20 protein-coding genes are annotated in these 24,558 nt (G+C 38.7%); 7 read left to right on the forward strand and 13 right to left on the reverse strand.

Translation table 11 applies throughout. The features are described from left to right. Positions 1-15 precede the first annotated feature (15 nt). From E0H87_RS01780 to efp, 6 genes are all read right to left on the reverse strand, one after another. Complete coding sequence (locus E0H87_RS01780) at positions 16-2,046, reverse strand: transglutaminaseTgpA domain-containing protein (protein ID WP_131321836.1); 2,031 nt, start codon at positions 2,044-2,046, stop codon at positions 16-18. 3 nt (positions 2,047-2,049) lie between these two features. Further along, positions 2,050-2,955 (reverse strand): DUF58 domain-containing protein, encoded by a 906-nt coding sequence (locus tag E0H87_RS01785; protein ID WP_227547304.1) that lies wholly within the window; start codon positions 2,953-2,955, stop codon positions 2,050-2,052. Positions 2,956-2,975: 20 nt separating this feature from the next. Further along, positions 2,976-3,935, reverse strand: a complete 960-nt coding sequence (locus tag E0H87_RS01790; protein ID WP_131321840.1) for an AAA family ATPase — start codon at positions 3,933-3,935, stop codon at positions 2,976-2,978. An 88-nt stretch (positions 3,936-4,023) separates the two neighbouring features. Then, positions 4,024-4,326: a YbdD/YjiX family protein gene (locus E0H87_RS01795; protein WP_131321842.1), complete on the reverse strand. Its 303-nt coding sequence runs from the start codon at positions 4,324-4,326 to the stop codon at positions 4,024-4,026. A gap of 46 nt (positions 4,327-4,372) precedes the next feature. After that, a complete protein-coding gene (locus E0H87_RS01800) occupies positions 4,373-6,472 on the reverse strand; it encodes a carbon starvation CstA family protein (protein ID WP_131321844.1) in 2,100 nt (699 codons plus the stop codon). A gap of 167 nt (positions 6,473-6,639) precedes the next feature. Further along, entirely contained in the window at positions 6,640-7,209 is a 570-nt protein-coding gene (gene efp, locus E0H87_RS01805) for an elongation factor P (RefSeq protein WP_116759278.1), read from the reverse strand. 90 nt (positions 7,210-7,299) lie between these two features. On the opposite strand from efp, the gene epmB reads away from it, so the two are divergent. Genes epmB through E0H87_RS01820 form a run of 3 tightly spaced genes read left to right on the forward strand, consistent with a single transcriptional unit; the run spans position 7,300 to position 12,175 of the window. Next, on the forward strand, positions 7,300-8,316 hold the full coding sequence (gene epmB / locus E0H87_RS01810) for an EF-P beta-lysylation protein EpmB (RefSeq protein WP_131321846.1): 1,017 nt from the start codon (positions 7,300-7,302) through the stop codon (positions 8,314-8,316). A 14-nt stretch (positions 8,317-8,330) separates the two neighbouring features. Then, positions 8,331-10,076, forward strand: coding sequence for a GTPase (locus E0H87_RS01815; RefSeq protein ID WP_131321848.1), 1,746 nt, complete (start codon positions 8,331-8,333; stop codon positions 10,074-10,076). Then, positions 10,058-12,175: an EAL domain-containing protein gene (locus E0H87_RS01820; RefSeq protein WP_131321850.1), complete on the forward strand. Its 2,118-nt coding sequence runs from the start codon at positions 10,058-10,060 to the stop codon at positions 12,173-12,175. Before E0H87_RS01815 ends, E0H87_RS01820 begins: the two co-directional genes overlap by 19 nt. Positions 12,176-12,256: 81 nt before the next feature. Here the strand turns inward: E0H87_RS01820 and rpmE are convergent, their stop codons facing one another. From rpmE to E0H87_RS01840, 4 genes are all read right to left on the reverse strand, one after another. Beyond that, positions 12,257-12,484, reverse strand: a complete 228-nt coding sequence (gene rpmE, locus E0H87_RS01825; protein WP_116759274.1) for a 50S ribosomal protein L31 — start codon at positions 12,482-12,484, stop codon at positions 12,257-12,259. Positions 12,485-12,681: 197 nt separating this feature from the next. Beyond that, entirely contained in the window at positions 12,682-13,668 is a 987-nt protein-coding gene (locus tag E0H87_RS01830) for a bile acid:sodium symporter family protein (protein WP_165493926.1), read from the reverse strand. Positions 13,669-13,827: 159 nt separating this feature from the next. Next, positions 13,828-14,229: a lactoylglutathione lyase gene (gene gloA, locus E0H87_RS01835; RefSeq protein ID WP_131321852.1), complete on the reverse strand. Its 402-nt coding sequence runs from the start codon at positions 14,227-14,229 to the stop codon at positions 13,828-13,830. Between the two features lies 1 nt (position 14,230). After that, positions 14,231-16,390, reverse strand: a complete 2,160-nt coding sequence (locus E0H87_RS01840; RefSeq protein ID WP_131321854.1) for an AmpG family muropeptide MFS transporter — start codon at positions 16,388-16,390, stop codon at positions 14,231-14,233. A 182-nt stretch (positions 16,391-16,572) separates the two neighbouring features. Between E0H87_RS01840 and E0H87_RS01845 the strand changes: the two genes are divergently transcribed. From E0H87_RS01845 to E0H87_RS01855, 3 genes are all read left to right on the forward strand, one after another. Further along, the gene (locus E0H87_RS01845) at positions 16,573-19,221 is read left to right on the forward strand and encodes a Lon protease family protein (protein ID WP_131321856.1); all 2,649 of its coding nucleotides are present in this window, start codon (positions 16,573-16,575) and stop codon (positions 19,219-19,221) included. A 241-nt stretch (positions 19,222-19,462) separates the two neighbouring features. Further along, entirely contained in the window at positions 19,463-20,422 is a 960-nt protein-coding gene (locus E0H87_RS01850) for a hypothetical protein (RefSeq protein WP_131321858.1), read from the forward strand. Between the two features lie 4 nt (positions 20,423-20,426). Then, positions 20,427-21,293 carry a histone deacetylase gene (locus E0H87_RS01855; protein WP_131321860.1) on the forward strand — a complete coding sequence of 289 codons (867 nt, stop codon included), beginning with the start codon at positions 20,427-20,429 and terminating at the stop codon, positions 21,291-21,293. 59 nt (positions 21,294-21,352) lie between these two features. Here the strand turns inward: E0H87_RS01855 and E0H87_RS01860 are convergent, their stop codons facing one another. The 3 genes from E0H87_RS01860 to E0H87_RS01870 all read right to left on the reverse strand — a co-directional run bounded on the left by E0H87_RS01860 (position 21,353) and on the right by E0H87_RS01870 (position 23,544). After that, positions 21,353-21,709 (reverse strand): roadblock/LC7 domain-containing protein, encoded by a 357-nt coding sequence (locus tag E0H87_RS01860; protein WP_131321862.1) that lies wholly within the window; start codon positions 21,707-21,709, stop codon positions 21,353-21,355. A gap of 60 nt (positions 21,710-21,769) precedes the next feature. Further along, positions 21,770-22,756 carry a hypothetical protein gene (locus tag E0H87_RS01865; RefSeq protein ID WP_131321864.1) on the reverse strand — a complete coding sequence of 329 codons (987 nt, stop codon included), beginning with the start codon at positions 22,754-22,756 and terminating at the stop codon, positions 21,770-21,772. Positions 22,757-23,001: 245 nt separating this feature from the next. Beyond that, complete coding sequence (locus tag E0H87_RS01870) at positions 23,002-23,544, reverse strand: GTP-binding protein (RefSeq protein ID WP_131321866.1); 543 nt, start codon at positions 23,542-23,544, stop codon at positions 23,002-23,004. A gap of 523 nt (positions 23,545-24,067) precedes the next feature. Between E0H87_RS01870 and E0H87_RS01875 the strand changes: the two genes are divergently transcribed. Further along, positions 24,068-24,412 (forward strand): hypothetical protein, encoded by a 345-nt coding sequence (locus E0H87_RS01875; protein ID WP_131321868.1) that lies wholly within the window; start codon positions 24,068-24,070, stop codon positions 24,410-24,412. The last annotated feature ends 146 nt before the right edge of the window (positions 24,413-24,558 follow it).

Consider the following 24,558-nt stretch of genomic DNA (forward strand, 5'->3'; position numbering starts at 1 on the left):
AATATTCAGTTTTTTTCACTTAGACAAGATCTTTCTTTTATTTTTCAATACAAACGTGCAAGTTTTAAGCATTTCAGCAAATTGTTCCTTCTCTTGCTCACTATGCTTCGGTGCATACATAATCTTTCGGTGTAAATGCGCGATATTTTCCAAGATCTGGATATCATCCACTTCTTCTATTTGATCACTAAGACGGCGCATCCAAACAGTGATTGTTTCAAATTCCTGCTTACGTAAATTATGTTGTAATTTTTTAGAAAACCGCCAAAGTAAGCGGTCAATTTCAGAGGTATTTTTCCATTTTATATAAAAGATAAAAAGAAAATACCCTGCTAAAAGAGATAAAACACTCAAGACTAATAACATAACCATGGCATAAGTTGAACGAACACCCAACTTAGTTAACCAACTTTGCTGTGATTCAGTATTATAACCAACAACCTTACTTTGCCACTGATAACTTGCGTAATCACTCCAAATTCGCATTTTTTTTAGTAAAGCATACTGCTGATAACTCACATTAGATCGTTCAGTTCCCCATACATTTTGTTCAGCGTCCATATAGTTTTGCATTCCGGTATCTATGCGCTGTGGTGCAATAATCGCGGTCGGATCAATCCTCATCCATTTACCATGCAACTTCACCTCTGTCCACGCATGAGCATCGAGCTGCCTTAACTCCCAGCTTTTGCCATCGGGTGCTAATTCTCCCCCTTGGTAACCCACAACAATACGTGCTGGTAGCCTCACATATCGCATCAATAAAGCAAAACTCGATGCATAATGTTCACAGAAACCTTGCTTAGACTGAAACAGAAAATCATCAATCCGGTTCTGTCCTAGTAATCCAGGTTGTAGGGTATATGCAAAATGTTGGTGCTTATACCAGTCAATAACATGATGGATATATCGTTCTGGATCACGGCCTGCTTGTTCAAATAATTGCTGTGCTAATTTTTGTGCGCGAAGATCCAAATCCGCTGGGTATTTAGTGGTACTTTTTCTAAAGGTTGGATCCTCTTGAACAAAATCAGCAAGAGCACTTTTTCCCAACCACTGTAAATCTATAGGTTCATTCAACTGTACAGCGCGATTTGGCACGATACTGCCATCATTTTTTAAAAAATATTGAGGGTTATTCGGGATAGATTGATCCAGCCCCATTACCCAACTGCTCTGCGGATCCGCTGCTAAATATCGATATGTAAACTGCGTGTGCTGAACCAATCGTGTCTGATTTTCAGAGTTATAATTTTGCTGATTAAATGGGCTACTGGTCCACGTTTGACCATCATAGTGATCGAGCACCATCGCTCGCCAATACAACTCTGAACGTGGGGGTAGCTTCGAGATATCACCCAAAATACGAAAAGCTAAAGCACTGGACTGAGATAATTTCGCAATATCCCCTGGTGACATGCGATCACTCATGCCTGTAACCGCTTTATTTTCAGGAATTGGGATATGCCATAACGGTGGTAAGCGTGGAAAAAATAAGAACAACAACACAAAAAAAGGAAACGCAAGCCCTATGAACTTTGCAACATGTTTTAAATCCTGCTTAAACCCAGCTGCTATGCTATCTTGATGCTGAAAACCTGAGGTTTGAAGCCGATATAGCCCGATAAAACTACTCACTAAACAGGCAAGTACAATACTGGCCATCCAGATAGACTGGCTAAATAAAAATGAACTCGCAGCTACAAATAAAGCAAAATTAAAAATAATAATGACATCACGCGTATTTTTAATTTCTAAGGCTTTTGCAAAAAGAAACGTAGTTAATATCGCAACCCCAGCTTCGATACCAATAAAAGTGCGATAGCTAAAATAGATACTAGCAAGTGCTGTGAGTACCCCCAAACCTGTCCATAATTTTGAAAAAGCATGTAATTCGGTTTGCCTAAAATGAATATATAGCGTTGCTATCGTCATCAGTAGAAGTACCGAAAGCATTATTGGCAAATACACAGCTTGCGCTATCAAGATTAAACTTAAGCTTAATAAAATGGTTAATTTGACAGATGAGTTGACTGTATTTTTCATTATTTAAGCCTGTGCCAGCAACCGTTTAGCTTGCAACATTTGTTGCTCCCCAACACCCTTGACCAGTTCAGCATGTGGTAGAAGCAAGCGATAAGCGTATTGCTGCTGCTCACATTGCTCGACTAATCCCATCATCAGACTCAACTTTTCTTCATGATCTGTACTCGGCATATGTAGATAATCAATATCTATGCTCTGTAAATCATCATGTTGCTCAAAAACTTTCACATAAAGCCCTTGTCCTCGCGCCACCTGCTTCCAAGAAACAGCTTGGATAGAATCACCTTGTCGAAAATCACGTAACTCTCGAAATTCGTCCAAATCTAATTCCTGCGCTTGTCGCGAAAACTGCTGTTGCGTGACTGAATACTTCGCATATGGTGCAATCCAAGACTGTCCCTTCAAATACATATAAGTCCATGCACGAACCAATCCAAAAGGATAGACTGAAAAAAGCTGTATGGTCGGATATTCAAATACCCCTCGTATGTTGGGATTCAATTCGACCGCATGACGATGTTGAAGGTCTGTAAACATAATTTGATGCATCTGTGCATCGACTTTAATCCACAAGTATCGCGCTTGAGGTTGAGGCTGTTTGAAATAGAGTTCTAAAATTAAAGGCTGTCCCACTTGTCCAAGTTCAGTATAAGAAACGTCTATCTGCAAACCGTGTAACTGCTTAAAGGTGATGTAAAAACTAATACATAAAATGGCACTAATCAGAAAACAAAAACCAAGAATTAAGTTATTGGCATAATTCACACCCGCAATAAAGGTAATTAAAATCAACACTAGATATAAGTAACCCTGCTGATACATAAAAACCAACACATCTTTTTGCGTCAATGTTTTCTGTCGCGTAAAACTAAACCTTTTTTTCGTCCATTTTAACCATAATGACTGAATCAACTTAAATTTCCTTACCATTAACTGATTGGAATCTGTCGCATCAGTTGTGCAGTTTCAATTTCACTGAGACCTATTCGATGAGCCGTAACCGCAACAAAAACGGCTTGCACATCATCCGCTGTAACAAAACTACGTTGTTCAATTAAAGCATGTGCTTGTGCTGCTTTTTTTAATGCCAATAGCCCGCGTGTTGATAACCCGTGACGCCCTTTACGGCTTTCTTGTGCCAAATCTAGAAGATAATCCATAACAACATCACCCACATAAACCTGCTGCACCAAATGTTGTAATTGCAATATTTCATCTTGCTGAAACACTTGCGCCAAAGTAGAAATTAAAACTTGTCGTGAATCTTGCTGTAATAACAACTTCTCTGCTGAACGTGAAGGATAGCCCAGAGACAACCGCATTAAGAAGCGATCTAGCTGCGATTCAGGTAAGGCGTATGTTCCACTCTGAAATAGCGGGTTTTGTGTTGCAATCACCCAAAACGGTTGCGGTAAGGCATAACGAATCCCATCGACAGTAACCGCACCCTCCTCCATCGCCTCTAATAAAGCACTTTGCGTTTTCGGGCTACAGCGATTGATTTCATCAGCCAAGAGGATTTGAGTAAAAATTGGGCCTTGTTTAAACTCAAACAGATGCTCTTTTTGATTAAACATATTGATGCCAATTACATCGCTCGCCAACATATCATTGGTAAACTGAATACGTTGAAACTTGAGTCCTGCAATATGCGCCAAAGCACTAGAGAGTGTGGTTTTGCCTAAACCAGGTAAATCTTCAAAAAGTACATGCCCACCTGCCAACAAACAGCTCAGCGCTAATTTAGTTTGTTGCTCTTTATCTAAAATAATTCGATTGATCTGAGTCAAAAAAGTCTGAACTTTACTGGCATAGGCTTGAATTTTGGCATCTATTTTTCGTGTGTCTTCTGCTAAGTGCTGCTCTTCTTTCTGTTTTGCCCAAATCACCAATATTCCCCAATAAAAAAACGGCGCATGATTAACATACACCGTTTTTGACTTTTTCCAAAGGAATCAGTGGCTTTCTAGATGTCCATTAACACGGACATTTCTTTAAATTGCCACCTGCCGTTGGATAACGAGCATCTACACAATGACGGTAAAAGGTTTTCGCATCCATTGGAGCTAAATCTGGATGATGCTTTTTCATGTGTTCCACATAATTTTCATAATCTGGAACACCGACCATTAACCGAAAGCTTTGTTGTAAACCCTGCCACAATGTTGCAATTCTGGACCAATTTTTTGGCGAAAAAATTAAGTCTTTCTGCGACATGATGGTCATCTTGATGATTTTATAAATCACCGTTTTACCACCTTTAGCAAATCTAAGATTCATCTTACTCACCTCAGCTTATTTACTTGCAAAGTCATATCACAAAACATTAATGTGACTTAGAAATAGTCACTTCTTCAGGATCTGCATACACAGCTGGCGCTTCATGGACTGTTGGCACTGGGCTTGCCAATGCACGGCGAATCACGCCAATCGCAGCAAAGATCATCACCACCGCCACAATCATAAAGAATGCACAAAGTGCAGCATTAATTTGATTCGATAACACAATCGTTTGCATTTCTTCAAATGTTTTTGCTGGTTTTAAAATCTCACCTTTGGCAATAGCAGCTGAGAATCTATCCGCTTGTGCTAAGAAACCAATTTTTGGATTTTCATGGAAGATTTTTTGCCAGCCTGCCGTCATACAGGTAATGATTAAGAAAACTGTCGGGATAATGGTGACCCAAACATATTTCTCTTTCTTCATTTTAAACAGAATGACAGTACCCAATATCAACGCCATAGCCGCCAACATCTGGTTACCAATACCAAATAACGGCCATAAACTATTAATACCACCGAGCGGATCAACAACGCCTTGATAAACGAAGAAACCCCATCCTGCAACAGCAACTGCTGTACCGACCATGTTTCCAAAGAAATTGTGTGTGTTTTTAAGTGAAGGAACCACAATCCCTACTGTATCTTGCACCATAAAACGACATGCACGTGTACCCGCATCTACCGCAGTTAAAATAAACAGGGCTTCAAATAGAATCGCAAAGTGATACCAGAAAGCCATCATCGAACGGTTATTAAAGATTTCCGTAATGATGTGTGCCATACCAATCGCAAAAGTCGGCGCACCGCCCGTACGCGAAAGAATCGTCGTTTCGCCCACTTCTTTTGCAAGTAAACTTAAGGTTTCAGGTGTTACCACAAAGCCTAAATTTCGTACTGCCTCTGCTGCGGATTCTACCGTCGTACCCAGTACAGCAGCAGGTGCATTAATTGCAAAATACACTCCAGGTTCTAGCACAGTCGCACAAATCATTGCCATAATGGCAACAAATGATTCCATCAACATGCCGCCATAACCAATCACACGAATATTTACTTCGTTATCGATCAATTTAGGCGTAGTTCCTGATGAAACTAAAGCATGGAAACCTGAGATTGCACCACAAGCAATGGTAATGAAGAGAAATGGGAACATTGAACCCGCGAATACTGGACCAGTACCATCAACAAAATGCGTCACTGAAGGCATTTTTAACATCGGCATTGCAACCATAATACCGACTGCAAGTCCTGCAATTACCCCGATTTTCAAGAACGTAGATAAATAATCACGCGGCGCTAACAATAACCACACAGGTAAAACAGAAGCGACAAAACCGTAAATAATCAAACACCACGTTAACTGTATGCCTGTTAACGTAAAGAATGGTCCCCAGTATGGATCTGCAGCAACATTACCGCCATAAACAATTGCCGCCATCATCAATACAAAACCAATGATTGAAACCTCTGCAATCTTGCCTGGGCGCAAGTAACGCATGTAAATACCCATGAACAACGCAATCGGTATTGTTGCAGCAATAGTGAATACACCCCAAGGACTATGCGCAAGTGCTTTTACCACCACCAAAGCCAATACAGCCAAAATAATGATCATTACGCCAAGCGCACCAAGCATGACCACAATACCTGCAAATGAACCTAACTCCTGCTTGGCCATTTCACCCAGTGATCGTCCATCGCGACGGGTTGAAATAAACAAAACCAAGAAGTCTTGAACAGCTCCTGCAAGAACAACACCCACTAACAGCCAAATAGTACCAGGCAAGTACCCCATTTGTGCCGCTAAAATAGGTCCAACTAAAGGACCTGCACCTGCAATTGCAGCGAAATGATGACCAAAAAGAACATATTTATTGGTTGGGACGTAGTCCAAACCATCATTTAAACGATGGGCTGGGGTTAACCGTCTTGGGTTAAGTTCAAAAACTTTGGTTGCAATAAATAAGCTATAAAAACGATAAGCAATGCTGTATACACAGATAGCTGCTAAAACTAGCCAAACTGCATTAACATGCTCACCGCGACTAACCGCTAATATTCCAAAAGATACCGCGCCTATAATCGCGACTAAACTCCAGATAAGTTTGGAGGGGAGCGTAGATTTTCGTTGAATCGTATCCATTCATGACCTCATTTAAGATTATTATGCAGTTTGGTTTCTTATTCGCGTTATCTCTGCCGAATTCCTTGTCGACTTTACTCCTTATACTTTAGTCTGCCACTACGACTTTGGCATAAAAAAAGGGATGATTTTCATCATCCCTTCGATAATAGTCTATTTTTAAACCATTATGCACGTTCTAAATAATCACCCGTACGAGTATCTACACGAACGCTTTCTTCTTGCTGTACGAATAATGGAACACGTACTACAGCACCAGTTTCCAATTTCGCTGGTTTACCACCACCGCCAGAAGTATCACCACGTACACCTGGATCAGTTTCAACGATTTTCAAAACCACGAAATTCGGCGCATTTACATTTAATGGCACGCCATTGAACAACATAATTGTGCAAAGTTCATTTGAATCGTCTTTTAACCATTTTGCAGCATCGCCCATTGCTGTTTTATCAGCAGCGATTTGCTCAAAAGTTACAGGATCCATGAAGTTCCATAGTTCGCCATCGTTGTATAAGTAGTTCATTTCTACTTCAACAATGTCTGCACCTTCAAGAGAATCACCTGACTTAAAGGTTTTTTCTAAGACTTTACCTGTTTTAAGGTTACGTAATTTAACACGGTTAAACGCTTGGCCCTTACCAGGTTTTACGTATTCGTTCTCCATGATTGAACATGGGTTACCATCAAGCATAACCTTAAGGCCCTGCTTGAAATCATTTGTAGAATAATTGGCCATGACTGGCACACTCCAAACTTGCTAACTTAAAATCTGTTCATGCTAGAATAGTCTATTAATGCTAGACTAGCACTATTTTTAACACGTGGCATGATAAACTATTTGTATCAAGAGCAAAACTGGCAAACTCAACTGAGTGACTTAATAACAGATCCTTTAGAGTTGCTAGAGACGCTCCAGTTATCACCAGACCAATTATTATCAGGGGCAATCTTGGCTTCTGAACAGTTCAAATTACGTGTTCCGCGTGCGTTCGTCGGAAAAATGAACACTGGTGATGTCCTCGACCCACTTTTACTGCAAGTCCTCCCTCATCATTTAGAATTAAATGATCATCCCGAATTTGTAACCGATCCACTGGGTGAAGAACAAGCCAACCAGCAGCCAGGCGTATTACATAAATATAAATCGCGTTTTTTGCTTACCTTAACAGGTGCATGTGCAGTCCATTGCCGCTATTGTTTTCGCCGACATTTTCCATATCAAGAAAATCTGCCTAAAAATGATGATTGGATCAATATTCGTGATTATATCGAAAGCCAACCAGATGTGAATGAAGTCATTTTAAGTGGTGGTGACCCGCTGACTTTATCAAATCGTAAATTAAAACTATGGTTGGAACGTCTAGAATCTGTTCCGCAAATTAAATTTTTGAGAATTCATTCACGAGTTCCTATTGTAATCCCCAACCGTGTCGACGAAGAGCTTGTTTCTTTATTAAAAAACAGTAGGCTACGCATAATTCTGGTGATACACTCAAATCATGCAGCAGAATTAGATGATTTTACTTGTGCCAAACTTGCAACTTTGGTTCAGAATCAAATCACTGTTTTAAATCAGTCAGTGTTATTAAATGGGGTTAATAATTCTGCACAGATTCTAGTTGAATTAAGCTACAGGCTATTTAATGCTGGGGTCATGCCTTACTATTTACACGTTTTAGATAAAGTCAAAGGGGCACAGCATTTTGACTTAGAATCAAACGAAATTGATGAAATTTACAAAGAGGTTTTAGCAAGCTTACCAGGCTATTTGGTACCTAAACTTGTCAGGGAAATTGCGGGCGAAAAAAACAAAACACCGCTTTTTGGAGTTTCAACTTTCTGAGTTAAATAACAATTATGAATATGAGCACCGCAGAAATGTTTCAAACACCAACTGAATTAAAGTTGGATAAATTGAGTTTTTGCCAAAGCACGGTGACGGACATTCAGGATTGGGTGTCCAATTTATCTATTTTACAATTAGGTGACTCTTCTCGTGCGCTATTTAATGCCCTACTTGAAATTTCTGAACTTCAATGTAGCGAAACTCTGCGTTTTGATTTAATTCATGCTATTCATCCTACGATTGAAAATGTATTAACCAGTTTAGAAAAACATTTTTTTAATCAAGGTCTAATCACTACAGATCGGAATGACCATATTATTGAATTGGCCATGCTATTACGTAGTTGTTTCGCAAAGACATATATTGATATTGCGAAACGCTGTGACCAACAACTGAATCAGCAAAAGTTCTCCCTTTTTGCGTTTAGTCAAAAGAAAAATTTACAAACTGCACGTATTCTCTCAAGTTATTATGGTTTACAGCAGCTTGCTCAACTCCTGTATCAACAACAAATTCTGTATACCAATCCACTGTCTGGTCAATGGTTAGTGACCCACCAGTTAATGGAAAGTGCCATTCAACATAATTTTAATCAAACCAACATTAATCAATTGCAAGGTACACAGCACCAACTACAAACGATTGGTCAAATCTATGCACAAATTATTCTTTTAGATATCTTAAACCCGCATCAGATTCGACCATCTGAAATTCAGGGGTTATTCTTATGCAGTTACGATTGGGCAAAGTTAATACAGGTTTTACCTAAAGAAACCACCTTATCACGCTATATTGTAGATACTTCATTAGACCACCCACCTGTATTTAATGCGCATCAAAATAGTAGTTTTAATCCAACGATTTATATTTCTACTCAAAATTTATTAGACCACCTTACAGAAGCTCAAGGTAAGCATGGTGAATATCTATCTCGGAATGAGAAAATTTTCCTCACCCCTGCTTTACACTTCCATATTCATAGCTTACTTACAGGGAATGCTGAGCGCCGCCATGAGCGTTATGAATATTCTGCTCAATTGCATATCTGCTTCGGCTTAAATGTTGCCCATTTCTATTTATCGAAGGGCAAAAACTTTAATGAAACACTGGATCTAGATGCGCATTACGGCTTGCAATCTGAAAGTAATATTTTTAGCTCTATGAATGATAATAATCTATTAAGTACGAGCAATATTAAAACTTTAGATCGCGAAGCGAAGCAAATTTACCCTGCCGAAGTGCTTGATATTAGTGTCAATGGCTACCGTATTAAGTGGTCTGGAAATACTCCAAAAAATTTAAAAACAGGTGAATTTATTCTTGTGCAGGAAAATGCACAAAGTGAATGGCGCGGTGGCGTTGTGCGCTGGATTAAACAGTCTACCGAGAAAAGTCTTGAACTCGGACTTGAAATGCTCGCTCAAGATATTTTCCCTTGTGCAGTCTATGTGAAGAGTGATCGTAATACGGGCAATTACTATCCGGCCTTATTGGTTCAAACAGCCGAATTGAATGAAGTATCAACCACCCTTATTTTGCCTGGTTCACACTTATTCAGAGAAAAACAAACGATTCATTTACGCTTAGAACAAGATGAACTGAAAGTCTATTTGCTAAAAGCACATTTAATTACGCAAAGTTTTATGCGGTTCGATTTTGAATTACTGAATGATCAGCAAGAACATTTGATCGAAAATTTTATTCAAAAACAAACCAATGAAATAAAGAATCATGATTTATGGGAAGCATTGAAGTGAGAAATCCACTATTGTCTAAAAAGTTAAAACGTACGGAAACTCGTTTACTCATAATCGATGATAACCAGATTCGTTTTAATAAAATTTGTGATTTATTAACGACAAGTGAACATCAGGTACATGCTTTTTTATTGGATGACTTACAAACTTTTGAAAAACAACTTCATTTAAACTGGGATATTGTTATTTTTGGTCGTGCATACGATTTGAAATATGAACAAGCATTAAGCCTTATCCGCCTATCTAAGCAACCTGAATTACCGCTCATTTTGCTTAAACCTGATGATTATGAACCGAATCAATATGTCACTTATATTCGAAAAGGTGTCTACGATGTCGCCAATCTTGATTATCCTGATCGATTCTACTTGTCTTTATTGCGCGCACTCTCGTTTAGTCGCCTGAATCAAGGCCAGCAGCATCTCATGCAAGAACTTGAAAATGTGCAAACCCAGGCACAGGCATGGGTGAGCGAAAGCAATAAAGCTGTTGCAATTATTCAAGAAGGGATTCATATAGAGGCCAATCAGGAATACCTTCATCTCTTTGGTTTAAAAAGTGAAGACGAAATTATTGGCTTACCTTTATTAGATGTCTTGCAGCCTCAAGATCTGAATGATTTTAAACTCCGTTTTAAGAAAATCTCGCAAGGGCAATTAGATCAAGGTCGTTTCGAGCTCACTACGCTCAATAGTCATGCCCAAACAAATCCTTTAAAAATTGAGTTCTTAGCAGCAACTGAAGATGATGCACTACAAATCACGATTGAGTTAAATCAAAGTGAAAACATTACAACTGCTCAGCCTATTATCACTCAAGTTGAAGCTCCTGCCGCAAAACCTAATACATATCAACTCATTAATAGAACCATTGCCAAGCAACCTGCTGATTTCAATGCACTGGTGCTTTTTGCACTTGCATCTTATCCTGAATCTATATTCCAGCAAGACTGGGCAACCTCAAATGGCTATTTTTCAAATATTCATGCCTTCTTAAAAGAACAGACCAATGTTCCATTATTTAAAATTAACCCTGCCTTATATGCAGGATTGTTTCAAGGTTCTAGTGAAAATATTTTAGAATCTAAACTGATTGGATTAGGTGCTTTATCTAAGCCACAATTATTAGGCGTAAACCAACAAACCTTTCCATTAAATTTAAGAATGGGATACTCGCTCATTAAACAGAATATAAAAGATGAGCAACAATTCCAACAATTAGTAGAACAGGCGTACAACACTGCTCTACCTTCAGGACAACAACAAAATAATATTGAACTTAACCCAATAGCCAATAGCCATATTGAATTAATTGATTCTAGTCTTAATTTGAATCCGCAAGAGCACTCTAGCTTATTAAAAGCACTGCAAAAGAGTTTAGAGCGTGGTGAAATTCACCTTAAATATCAGCAACTCTATGACAAACAAGACAGTAATCTATACACCTATGAAGTCACTAGCGGCTTCATTTACAACAATGCTTGGCAAGATATCACATCAATTCGTGAACTCGCTGATGACCCAGAATTCTCGATTAAACTGGATCGCTGGATTTTGGTTGAAGCGTGTAAACAATTACATAACTTTATTACCCAATACCCTGATGCCAAAATCATCGTCAATTTAAACAAAGAAGTTCTATTCTCTGACCGCACATTCCCTGCATTTATTGCTAAATTGATTACGATTGTGGGCAGTAAACAAAGCCATCCTCTCATTTTACAATTCGCTGAAGAAGATATTGCCAAGAACTTGAATGATGCGCAGAAATATACAGCTCAGTTAATTCAGAGTGGTGCAGACATCTCATTACGTGAATTTGGTAACTCGATTTATAGTGAATCTATTTTGAATCAGATGAGTATTAATCATGTCACATTGCATCCTCAGCTAGCGAAAATGCTCGATTCAGACAAATCTACAGAAGATTTACAAGAACGCCTTAACCATTTCCATGAAATTAAAGCAACGCAAATGTTATTACGCGAGCTGAATAATATGACGATGTTCGCCAATGCATGGAATGTTGAAGCTCGCTATTTGCAAGGTGATTACTTCCAGAAAAAACTGGATCATTTAATTGATGTACAAGACCAATAGGTCTTGTACTTTTGTAGAATTTTTAAGATTTCTACAGACATAAAAAAACGAGCCAATGGCTCGTTTTTTTCAACTGGGATATTAGTCGCGTTTGATAGAACGAGACATACCAGAAAAACGTTGCTTGAATTTGTCGATACGACCACCAGTGTCAACGTTCTTTTGCTTACCAGTGTAGAATGGGTGGCATGCAGAACATACGTCTAGGTAAAGAGCTTCTTTACCAACAGCTGAACGAGTTTCAATTACGTTACCGCAAGAACAAGTTGCTACTAATTTTTCATATTTTGGGTGAATATCGGCGCGCATGGTCGATTACTCCTAAGTGTAAGAAAGGCTTATGCTGTCATCGCAATTGACCGCTCTTGCATATTGCAAGGAAAGCTTTAAATTAAAGCAGGTCAATACCACAACAGACCATTCTCTTGGCCCACCGAGACGGATACCGTCAGAGCTAAGCACAACAAGTGGACGGTATTATACGCCAAATAAATTTAGATAGCGAACTATTCTCCGCTTTCATCAGGATTTTGTTTAGACCAACGATTCGCGATAATGCCACACACCATCAACTGTATTTGGTGAAAGATCATAATGGGTAGAACAATCATCCCTAAAGGCTGACCAATAAATAGAATTTGCGCCATTGGAACACCGCTCGCTAAAGTCTTTTTTGAACTACAAAAGAAAATCGCAATTTGGTCTTTACGGTTAAAACCGAATAATTTCGGCAAATAATACGCCAATAACATAATTACCGTTAAAAACACCGAACATGCCAAAACTAAAATCAACATGGTTTGCCAGCTGACTTCGTTCCACAGCCCCGCAACGACTGCACTACTGAAAGCACCATAAACCACCATCAAAATAGTACCTTGATCAAAACTTTTAACCAAGCGCGGTACTTTCATCATATGAGGGTAAACGAGTGGCCGAAACAGTTGTCCCAATACAAACGGCAGCAACAACAATAAAGTAATTTGAATGATGGATGCTGTAGGATCAAATTCATGTTCCGATTTGCCCAAAATAAACACACTCACCAATACAGGGGTAATAAACATCCCAATGATATTGGAAAATGAAGCACTACACACCGCACTGGCAACGTTACCTTTGGCAACTGAAGTAAATGCGATAGAAGATTGTACCGTCGAAGGGAGGAAACACATGAACAAGAAACCCCAATACAGTTCTTGCCCCAGCATTGGCAACAGTACAGGTTTTGCAATTAAGCCTAGAATTGGAAATACCGCAAAGGTGAATACAAACACCAATACATGAAACTTCCAGTGCATAAGCCCTTGAACAATGGCTTCACGGGAAAGTTTCGCACCGTGAAAGAAGAATAAAATTGCAATTGCGATTGTAGTAATCACACTGAAAAAATGAGCGGCCGAACCAGAAACAGGAAGAAAAGATGCCAGTATAACCATGGCAACTAAGAGTAAAGTGAATCGATCCAAGGCAAGAAGCTTGAGCATGTTCATTGCTTAACGTCCTGTTATATATATTTTAAAAAGTAAAGATGAAATAAAACCCAGTAGACAAATTTTACCCGTAGGTCAACTTCATCTTACTGGGCTATTTAAATATTGCTAGCTTTTCAACTGCTATATTCAATATTTAGTTAATCAATAACACGATGCTTAGTTATTACGTGCATTTGAATCTTGCTGAATCAACTCAATTTTATAACCGTCTGGATCTTCAACAAAAGCGATCACGGTAACGCCACCTTTCATTGGGCCTGCTTCACGTACAACTTTACCGCCACGTGCTTTAATCTCTTCACATGCTTTATAGGCATCTTCAACCCCAATTGCAATGTGACCATAAGCATTACCTAAATCGTACTGATCGGTATCCCAATTATGTGTCAATTCAAGCACTGTGTTATTGGCTTCATCGCCATAACCAACAAATGCCAGTGTGAAACGACCTTCTTCATAATCACGTTTACGGAGCAAAGTCATACCTAGCACTTCGGTATAGAACTTTAATGACTGTTCTAAATTGCCTACACGTAGCATAGTATGGAGCATTCGCATATTATTCATCCTTCAGTTGAAGTTGTTTGTTTTGATGGTCCCGAAGTAACTTCGCAACCCAAACCACCAGAATTAAAATTGGAATTCCAATTAAAGTGGTCATCAGGAAAAATTTTGGATAACCAATGTTTGTTACTATAGTACCCGAATACCCTCCTAAAATTTTAGGCGTAAGAGTCATCAGTGAACTAAAAATAGCGTATTGAACGGCTGTAAAAGAAACACTCGTCAAACTAGAAAGAAAAGCAATAAATGCCGCTCCTGCCAATCCAGAAGCCAAATTGTCGACAATAATGGCAAAATAGAGCCATAACGTACTATACGACTTAATCACCTTACCTGTAATTTTCACATCTTGCTTTGAATCTGCTGAAGCAAGTATCGGGTCTATCGTCAACTCCAAAGCAGATTGTTGGCTAGATACTTGATAAGGATGATTGACCTTGACTGATGCAGAAGCATCTAGCGTATTTAATTGAGCTGTCACCTGTTTGTTTTTGGCATGTTCTAATAACTTGCCATCAATGGCCCCACTAAAAATACCTTGAGCATCTAGTTTTGCAGGATATTGCTGACCATCTAACCACAAGCTGACAGGTTGCTCTGGCTGTAACTGAGCAGCATCAACACCTTGAATTTGACCTTTCACCACAACGGATTGCTGAACCTCTTTCGGGCTTAAAGCATTATCCGCAGTTAACGGAAATAAGATAATGGCTTTAGCCGCTGAACCCATTAAATAAGGCATCTCTACAGATGATTTTTCATCAGATTTATCAGCAAATGCAACTGAAGCATGAATTTGATTAGATTGATTCAACACTTGAGCTGGAACATTCAGCTTCCAATAACCCACTTCATCTGCCTGCACTTGATAATGCTGTGCACCAATCGAAACGTCGACTTGCTGCAAAGGTTGACCTGATTTGACCAAGCCAATAAAAATGAGATTGGTTGAACTTGCAAGAATGGCACCAACGAACATCAGTTTCATGATATTCATCCGCTGCGCCAATAAACCGCCTAAGAAACCACCCAAAAGGCTAAAAATGACACCGTAAATTTTCACGGCTTCAGCAATTTGCTCTTTGGTGAAATTCAGATCTTGATAAAAGACATTGGAAATCACACCAGCAATAATATCGGAAATACGATAAAAACCAATCAATAACAATAGAACTAAAGCAAGCTTCACCCCATAACGTTTGAAGAAATCCGCAATCGGATTGACCCACGTTTCAAATGCCATTTGCTTATTGACTGCACCCATTTTGACTAACACTGCACCGACAATCAGCGCTATAGCCCCTGAAGCCAGAAAACGTAATGCCTCAAAACAAAACAGTAGAAATGAATCTTTGATCGCCAAAGATGCAACCAAAGTTTCAATTAAAGTCCCTGAATAAATATAGGACAAGACAAAACTAATCACAGCAATAAAGAACACCATGACCAAACGATAATAATCTGAACGTTGATATTCTTTATAAACACGATGGACCTGAGGTTCTCGAATAATCAAGGTAGTCAGAATACCCACCAACATCACCGCTGCCATGGCGAGATAAGTTGTTTTCCACGCAGTGTAAATATAATTGCCCTTCGCCGTACCTAAAGAGGCTGCTAGAAACAACGCTCCAGCACCCGCCACAATCATCCCGATGCGATAACCTGCATTATAGGTCGATGCCAAAACCGTCTGCATTTCGGTTTCTGCCAACTCAATACGGTAGGCATCAATGACAATATCTTGTGTTGCCGCAGAGAAACCTAACAAGACTGCGCCAGCTGCCATTTGATACAAATAGCTTTGCCCTAAAGCAGGATCTGAAAATGCCATAACACAAATGGCACAAATAATGAGACATTGCGCTATCAACAGCCATGCACGGCGACGCCCCAAACGTTTGGTTAAAAATGGAACAGGAAGTTCATCAATTAAGGGAGCCCAAACAAACTTAAAAGAATAGCCCAGAGCCGCCCAACTAAAAAAAGTCACGGCACTTTTTTCAATACCTGCTTCACCAAGCCATAAAGACAGACTAGAGAAGATCAGTAAGATTGGAATACCTGCTGAAAAACCAAGGAACAACATAATTGCTGCTCGCCGATCGAGAAATGCCTGAAATGCAGCTTTCCATCCATTTGCTTGAGTTGTCATTCGGTTATTATTTTCTACAAAAAATCATGTGTGCTATTCAACCGTTTAAGTGCTCGGGTTTCAACAGTATTTATGAAATGATTGCGGTATTTTGATGAGAAAAACAGCGGCTTTGCTTGAATTTTTCCACTAAACCTGTATACCTTAAACCTCTACCGCAATATTTTGTTTTGGATTTCACAGTGACCCAAAAACTTGAACAGATGAATTCTTCTTTATCCACCAACCTTTCAAATAATAAAGCACGAGATCCGCAAAACCACCTGATTACCGCCTTCGAGCAAACCGAAATTCAAAACACGCTCAATCAAACACGTTTAAAATCAGAACAACTCACGCATATTCCGAATTTAACCAATATCCCGACTTCAACAAAACGTATTAAACCGCTCAATAATTTTCTTGGACAAGACCGTGCACGTGCTTCTGTAGAGGCTGGTATTGCCTTACCCTATTCTGGCTATAACATTTTTGCTGTAGGTACTGCGGGTTTAGGTAAACGCACCATGGTTAAACGCCTGTTGCAACAACACGCTAAAACCATGCCGACACCTAATGATTGGATTTATGTCAATAATTTCAAGTCATCTCGCCAACCGATTGCACTTCAACTTCCTGCGGGGCAAGCACCGAAATTTCAGGCTCTACTGCACCAAACATGGCAAACCATTTTAAAGCAACTTGAACGTCGTTTTACAACTGAAACCTATCACAATCGTATTGAACTGATTCGCCAACAAACAGGTGATGAGCAACAACAAGCCTTGGTTGAATTGACCAAAGAAGGCGAAGAACTCAGCTTAAAATTAGTCACACGCCATGATGAGCACTGCTTTATCCCTGTGCAATTTAAAGACGATCAATTACAAGAGATGTCGCAAAAGGATCTGGATGCATTAAATAGCAAGCAACGCGCAGAAATTGTCTCAAACATGCGCTATATGGATAAAAAGCTCGAGCGTTTAGGTCTGCACTTAGGCGATTTGGAAGATGACGCGCGTGACAAAGTTCAAGAACTGAATCGTGAGATTGCCAATCAAGTGGTCATACCGCGTATTGATCTATTACTCAACAAATTTTCTAAAGTTGAGGGTTTAGCCGAATACTTAAAGCTTTATGCAGAAGACATTATTAACAATGTCGAAATTGTACTTGAGCAAGAAGAAGATGACTTTACACCAGGGCTATTTAGCAGAGTACCTGCGCGCTACCAAGCCAATATTATTGTCACCTATAAGCCCAATAGTGGTGCACCAGTCATTTTTGAAGACTTCCCAACCCATTACAACTTACTGGGTCATGTCGAACAGCTCACGCAACATGGTACCATCACCACTGATTTCACGTTAATTCGCCCAGGCGCATTGCATAAAGCCAATGGGGGATTCCTCATGCTTGAAGCAGAACAATTACTGGAACAACCTTATGCATGGCAAGGTTTAAAGCGTGCGCTCAAATCTGGGAAATTAAAGCTTTCCTCGCTAGAGCATATGTTAACGCTTACGGGCAGCATTTCAATTGAACCTGAAGCAATACCGCTGAATATCAAAGTTATTTTGTTGGCAGAACCCGAAGTCTATTACGAAATTTTGGAACTCGAACCTGAACTCGGTAGTGTATTTAAAATTCGTGCCGATTTTACCGACACACTGCAACGTAATGACGCCAATGAACAAGCTTATATGCAGTTGATTGCAGATTATGTGCAAGCTGATAAATTATTACCTTTTGATCGCTCAGCCTTGGCTGCTTTGCTCACAGATTCGAGCCGCCAAGCCGAAGACCAAAGCTCCCTCTCGCTCCATGCGTTGACTTTGGGTGACCTAATTCGTGAAGCTCACCATCATGCTGTACAAGCAGGCGATAAAATTGTAGCTGACAAACATATTAATACTGCCTTACAACATCGTCAGTATCGCTTAGGCTATTTGCGTGAACTGTATTGGCAAGATCTCTCCCGTGGGACACAACTGATCGAAACACGTGGGCATCGTCTTGGTCAAATTAATGCTTTATCCGTCATTCACTATGCAGATGTTGAATTTGGCTTGCCTTCTCGCCTAACAGCCTCCGTATATCAAGGCGGTGGCGATATTCTTGACATTGAACGCAGTGTCGAACTGGGTGGTTCATTACATGCCAAAGGCGTGCTCTTAATGTCGAGCTTCTTAAAAGCACATTTTGGGCGTGAACAAATACTCCATTTCTCTGCTGCCCTCGCCTTTGAACAAAGTTATGGTCAGGTTGATGGCGACAGCGCGACTGTTGCTGAACTGTCTGCACTCATTTCTGCAATTAGCCAATTACCAATTGATCAGTCATGGGCAATTACTGGCTCTATGAACCAATTAGGTCAAGTACAACCTATTGGCGGCGTCAATGCCAAAATTGAAGGCTTCTTCGATGCCTGTAAACTACAAGGGCTCACGGGTAAACAAGGGGTCATTATTCCGCGTCAAAACATGCAGCATTTAATGTTACGTCTTGATGTCCGTGAAGCCGTTGAACAAGGTCAGTTCCATATTCATGCAATTGAAACCATTGATCAAGCTCTTGAAATTTTAATGGCTCGACCAGTAGGCACACTCGACAAAAAAAGTCGTTATAGCAAAGGTTCAATCTACGCAGCGGTCATGGAACAATTGGAATATTGGCAAGCCATTGAAGATGGTGCAGAAATTGAAGAAGCGCCAAAGAAAAAAAAGAAAAAAGACAAGGACAAAAAAGATAAGAAAAAAGCCAAAGCTCCTGAGCAATTGACGGATGAATTGCTTAAAGAAGGGAGTGAAGCAGTCGAAGTGTCTGCAAGTCAGCCAAATCTTAAGAGTTAATTCAATATTAACTCATACAAACAGCCAGCCTTTCGAGGCTGGTTTTTTATACCATATCAGTAACGAAGGGATAAAAATCACCCAATATAACGAATAAAAAATACTATAAGCCATTTTATTTAAACATTTTTTTGATATTGTATAACACTATAAATCTCTAATAAGACTTGAGAATAAATCGGACATTTCATTTAAACAGATGTCCATCAAAATGACTTTTATCCATAAAAATGAGGCAAGGATGAGCGAAACAGATCACGAAATTATTCAATTATTCAAACAACATATTCATCCGCTATCCTCTAAACTTACCGAAATGCTCAACGAGCATTTTTCACATCAAACCGAACGTAGAGGTTGTGGTTATACACAAGCCACCCGTGTATTGGCTGAATACATTAATACCACTCGATTGCCTCAAGATTTTTCTGATTTAAAACTGTTTAACCAATTTGAAACCAAGGCGCTCAAAACGCTGCTTGAACAGTCACAGTTTTCAATCTCTGATTGGCATAATTTAGATCAAAATCATGCGGTACATTCGCTCCCAGACTCAACGCCTGAAGAGCTTAAGCTTGAAATACAGCAACAAATTAAACTGCAACAAAAACTCCGTGAGATTTCGTCCTACGCAAAACTTGAGGAAAGCAAACTTCTTTGCGAGCTAATTGCTGATATTATTTTACCCAGAAGTTCTATTCAGACAGGTCTGGTGGAATTAAAAGCTTTAGAAGAAAAACCTAAAGTCGGTTCATGCCCCATGGCGGAAAATTTCTTCCTTAAAATCGCGCATGGTCGCATGCTTAGACAAGGTGAAATCAATATTTTTATCGATGATCAACAACAACCCATTTTATTAGAAAAATTAAACATGGGAGATAATCATTCCTGTATTAGCTTGAAACCCGTCTTAATGAACGGCGTTTGCTTACCCGCGGGATCATTATTTTCTGTGAATTATGACCGCACGCTCATTCAAGAAAAATCACCTAATCAGAAATTCAAGGGTTACATTATGCCTTATTCTGCAATCAATGGTTTTTGGTTTTTACGTCTCACAACCCTAGCTGTTTCACCAGAAAATCGTGAACGAGCTTTTACAACACATTATAAACAGCAAGTTGATAATGGCTTATTTAGTCCAGGAACGACACAACTCCAACAGTTACGTGATATTGCTTTAATGCAGATTCAAGGTTAATCCCATGCTTCAGGTTTGTTACTCTCCGCAGTACTTCGCACAAACTCATACCAATAGTATGGAGAAATTAACTGCGGTGGCTGAGGCATTAAAACCCTTGGGCATAGCAAATTTTCATGAGCCTCATCCTCTATCAATAGAGAGTTTAAAGCAATTACATGCTCCTGAATATGTTGATGCCTTTCATACGGGTACACCTGAAAAAATGGCGACATTTCAAGGTTTTAAACCATGGAATACCCAACTTCGTGATGCTGTATATCAAATTAATGCAGGTCAAATTCTTGCGGCTGAATTGGCGTGGAAACATCAAATTTCTGCCAATATTGCCCAAGGATTCCACCATGCAATTTATGACTTCGGCAGCTCATTTTGTACGTTTAATGGCTTAGCACTCATCGCCCAAAAATTTCCCAATAAGCGGATTTTTGTACTTGATTGTGATCAACACGGGGGAAATGGAACAGCTGAATTTACCAAGCGATACGAAAATTTATTTAATTATAGTATTTATGGTCTTGCGTTTGGCTGCCCAACCTACGAACGCTCTGAAACCTGTCATATACATAAGCATAATGGTAACTTTAGCCAATATATTCTTGCCATTCACCAAGCCTTTAAAAGAGCAATTGAATGGAATGCCGATCTAATTATTTATCAGGCTGGTATGGACTGTCATCAAGATGACCCTTGTGGCTCTTCTTGGTTTACTACAGAGTTGATCGAAAAACGGGATGAGATGATTTTTCGACTGGCTAAAAAGCATCAAATTCCACTGATGTTTGTCTTGGCTGGAGGATATCAAGCTCTACCTGAATTAGTGCAACTTCATTTAAGTACCTTCAAAACGGCACATCAAATTTATTATTAAAATAAGAACCAAAAAATGCCAATGTGAGTTACATTGGCATTTGAATCGCTTTGATTTTATTAAGAAAAATCAAGACCTTTTTCAAAGCCTTTTAATTCATAACGCGCCATTGCCAAGTTTGATTTAGAACGGTCGAGTACCAAGTACAAAAATAATGTTTCGTTGGTATCTAATGGACGAATTAAGTGATACTGCTTACCCAAAGAAATAAGAATATCTTCAATATTATCATTTAGTTGCAATGCTTTTGCCACTTTACGTTTAGAGCGAATAACTTCTGTATTCCCCGCAGCCGCAAGCTCTAAATCTACACCACTTCCTTGAGTCGCTAATGCTAAACCACTGTCGCTATCAACTAATGCTGCTGCGACAAAACCATCTAAACTTGTTAAAGCATCTAGACTAATACGTGCCATTTATTGTTTCCTCTTGATATGGGAATTACCCCGTTAAAATAATGATTAGGTGCAGATTATTTATAAGCCAAGTTTTTTACGTAATTTACCAATAAAACTACGGAGTTTATGTCCTTGGCCAGATTCTACTTGTTTTGTATCTTCCTGAAATTTCACTTCATTTTGATTTACAAAACGCCCCAATTGCAGTAAAACAGCACAAGATACAAAATTCAATATCCGATCATGACTTAAACTCAAAAAATGACTCACATCGCTTATTTTTGCACCATGTGAGAAACATGCTGCCATTTTTAAAAACTCATTTCGCTTCAAATCACGTTCAAATTGTGGCCAAATTTCGAGTTTAAAATTCTGATTAAGATCAACCATCGGTAATTTCAAATCTGTTGATGCATTTACTACTTTCCACAACCATACGCGTAAATCATAAACCTCTTTATTCTTTGTCATTTCTTGCACAAATTGGGCGGTTGCATAGGTTTGATTTAAGGTTGAATTGAGCTGAATGGTTTTACCTGCTTCTACCCACACCCTTTCTGTACGTGTATCAATCAATGCTAAAAAACCACTGGCATCAAATAATTGAATAAAACCATTTCTAGGAGTAAATATTTCTGTAAAAACCTGCTCCGTTGATATTTCAACCTGAGGAATAATTGATGGCAATATAGAGATCGCTTTGGCTTCTCTTACTGGCAATGAAAAAGGCATAGTTGTGACTTGAACCAATTTTTCAGACAACCATTCATGTAAATGCTCTAAATCTGAAAATGGATAAAACAGTTGATCACCAATAATATGGCCAGCATGTTCAACTTTTTTAACTAAACGCAAATAGGCAATTTGAGAATTACTCAAAACTTTCTGAATACCTGGTGCATTAAAGAACGCATCATTAACAAGCAACAGATCAATTTTCTTCTCTGCCAAATTTACCCATTTCACCTGAGTGGAAGATGGCAGCGCAAGTAAAACCTGCGTTTTAATATGATCTAAGGTGTTTAAACTTAATCCAAATACTGCAATATTTAAAATGCTCTTCATTCAAAATTAACCATAATTTCAAGATTTAAAACACATCCTTACACTGACAATTCCATCAATCATTCAGTGATTCCCACAATAAACCCACGCTTAACTTTAATGAATCCAAACCCGTTGTTCATGTAATTCTTAAAAGTGATAGCGTATTTCATCCAGTCAAATATCTTTATCGGCGATAGCCTTTAAAACTATTGGTTCATTTAATATTGTTCATAAAATCATATAATTGCGTATGACTAAAGTCTTTAACTAGCAATCAGATTTTGACTTTCAAGCATTGCTATTAGTGTCTCAGTTAAAAGTAACACGTCATCTTTTTCACGTGCATCTACAGCAAATATAGGATAATTTTTTTGGTGGATTCGCATCCAATCTCTGTAATTTTTTAGCTTTAATTCATGTTCTACATCTATATGTGTTATACCCACCACAATATTAGAACCATAGTTTTCAAATGCATTTAAGTAGAATTCTAAATCAAGCAATCGTTCAGAGCTGCTATGATCGATCAGCAACACAATTCCTATCGCCCCTTTACAGACAATTGACCACATAAAATCAAACCGGTCTTGCCCTGGCGTTCCATATAAGCCTATTTGTGTACCGTCATCTAGCCTAATCTCACCGTAATCAATACCCACAGTGGTCAAAAGTTTAGAATGCGCTTGAGTATCTGTATTCACAGCTTCTGTGCTGATGACTGCTACATCTGAGAGTGTTTTAATTGCAGCAGATTTACCTGCCCCCATGGTCCCGCCAAAAACAATTTTGTATTGTTGTAAAATCATGACTTAATCCAAACAACAAAAGTGTGACTTATTTCACATTATAGGTTATTTAATTGACATTAAACATCATTTTTTAACATTTAATAAAAAAACAGATGATAAAATCCCTTAATATTTTTATGTATTTAATGCTCAAAATCTCATTAAATCATTGTTTTAAAAGATGATTAAATAATGAACTTAAATATGTATTCATATAAATTCGATTGGCATTTTTGTTCAAAACAATACCTTATAGTCAAACTAAGATTTTTAGACTCATTAAAGATAAAACAAGTCATGCAAAAAGTAGCTCTTCATAATCACTTTATACTATAAAGTATATCTTAATAATTTAACATTTTTATTGGTTCAAAAGGCATCATTGACGACTTACATGACACCAGCACTATGTTTCACATCCACTTCTGACTATTAATAATAATTACAAATGCTTAACATTTTTTGATCATACTTTCAGCAAATTTACTTTATATTTTGTCTATCCCTTATGCGGATAAAACCAATAAAAAGGAAACTTCTTATGAATAAAATGCTTATTGCTTTAGGTCTTGCTGCTGCTGTGACTTTGGTTGGATGTAGTAAAGAAAAAGCCCCTGAAACAGGTGCTACAACAGGCGAACATTTGGAAAATGCAGCTACACAAGCTGGCCATGATATGGAAAATGCAGCAAGTGAAGCTGCTGCCAAAACTGAAGCTGCTGCTGATCATGCAGCAAGCCAAATCGATGCTGCAACAGACAAGGCTGCTGCTAAAACTGAAGCTGCTGCAAATGATGTGAAAGATGCCGCTAAAGATGCTACAGCGCATGTTGCAGGTGCTGTGGAAAAAGGTGCTGGCGATGTAAAAGAAAAAACACAACAGTAATATTTTTTGAAAAAAAACACCCTGTTATAGGGTGTTTTTTATTGTCTGTAAAACGTGTTGATTCACTGCAATGCTTAAAAAACACCAACTCCAAGCATAAATTAGGGCTCACCTTCAGTATTTCTCAAAACATATTTCTAGATTAA

Source organism: Acinetobacter sp. ANC 4178 (genome assembly GCF_004331175.1).
In the GTDB taxonomy this organism is placed as follows: Bacteria; Pseudomonadota; Gammaproteobacteria; order Pseudomonadales; family Moraxellaceae; genus Acinetobacter.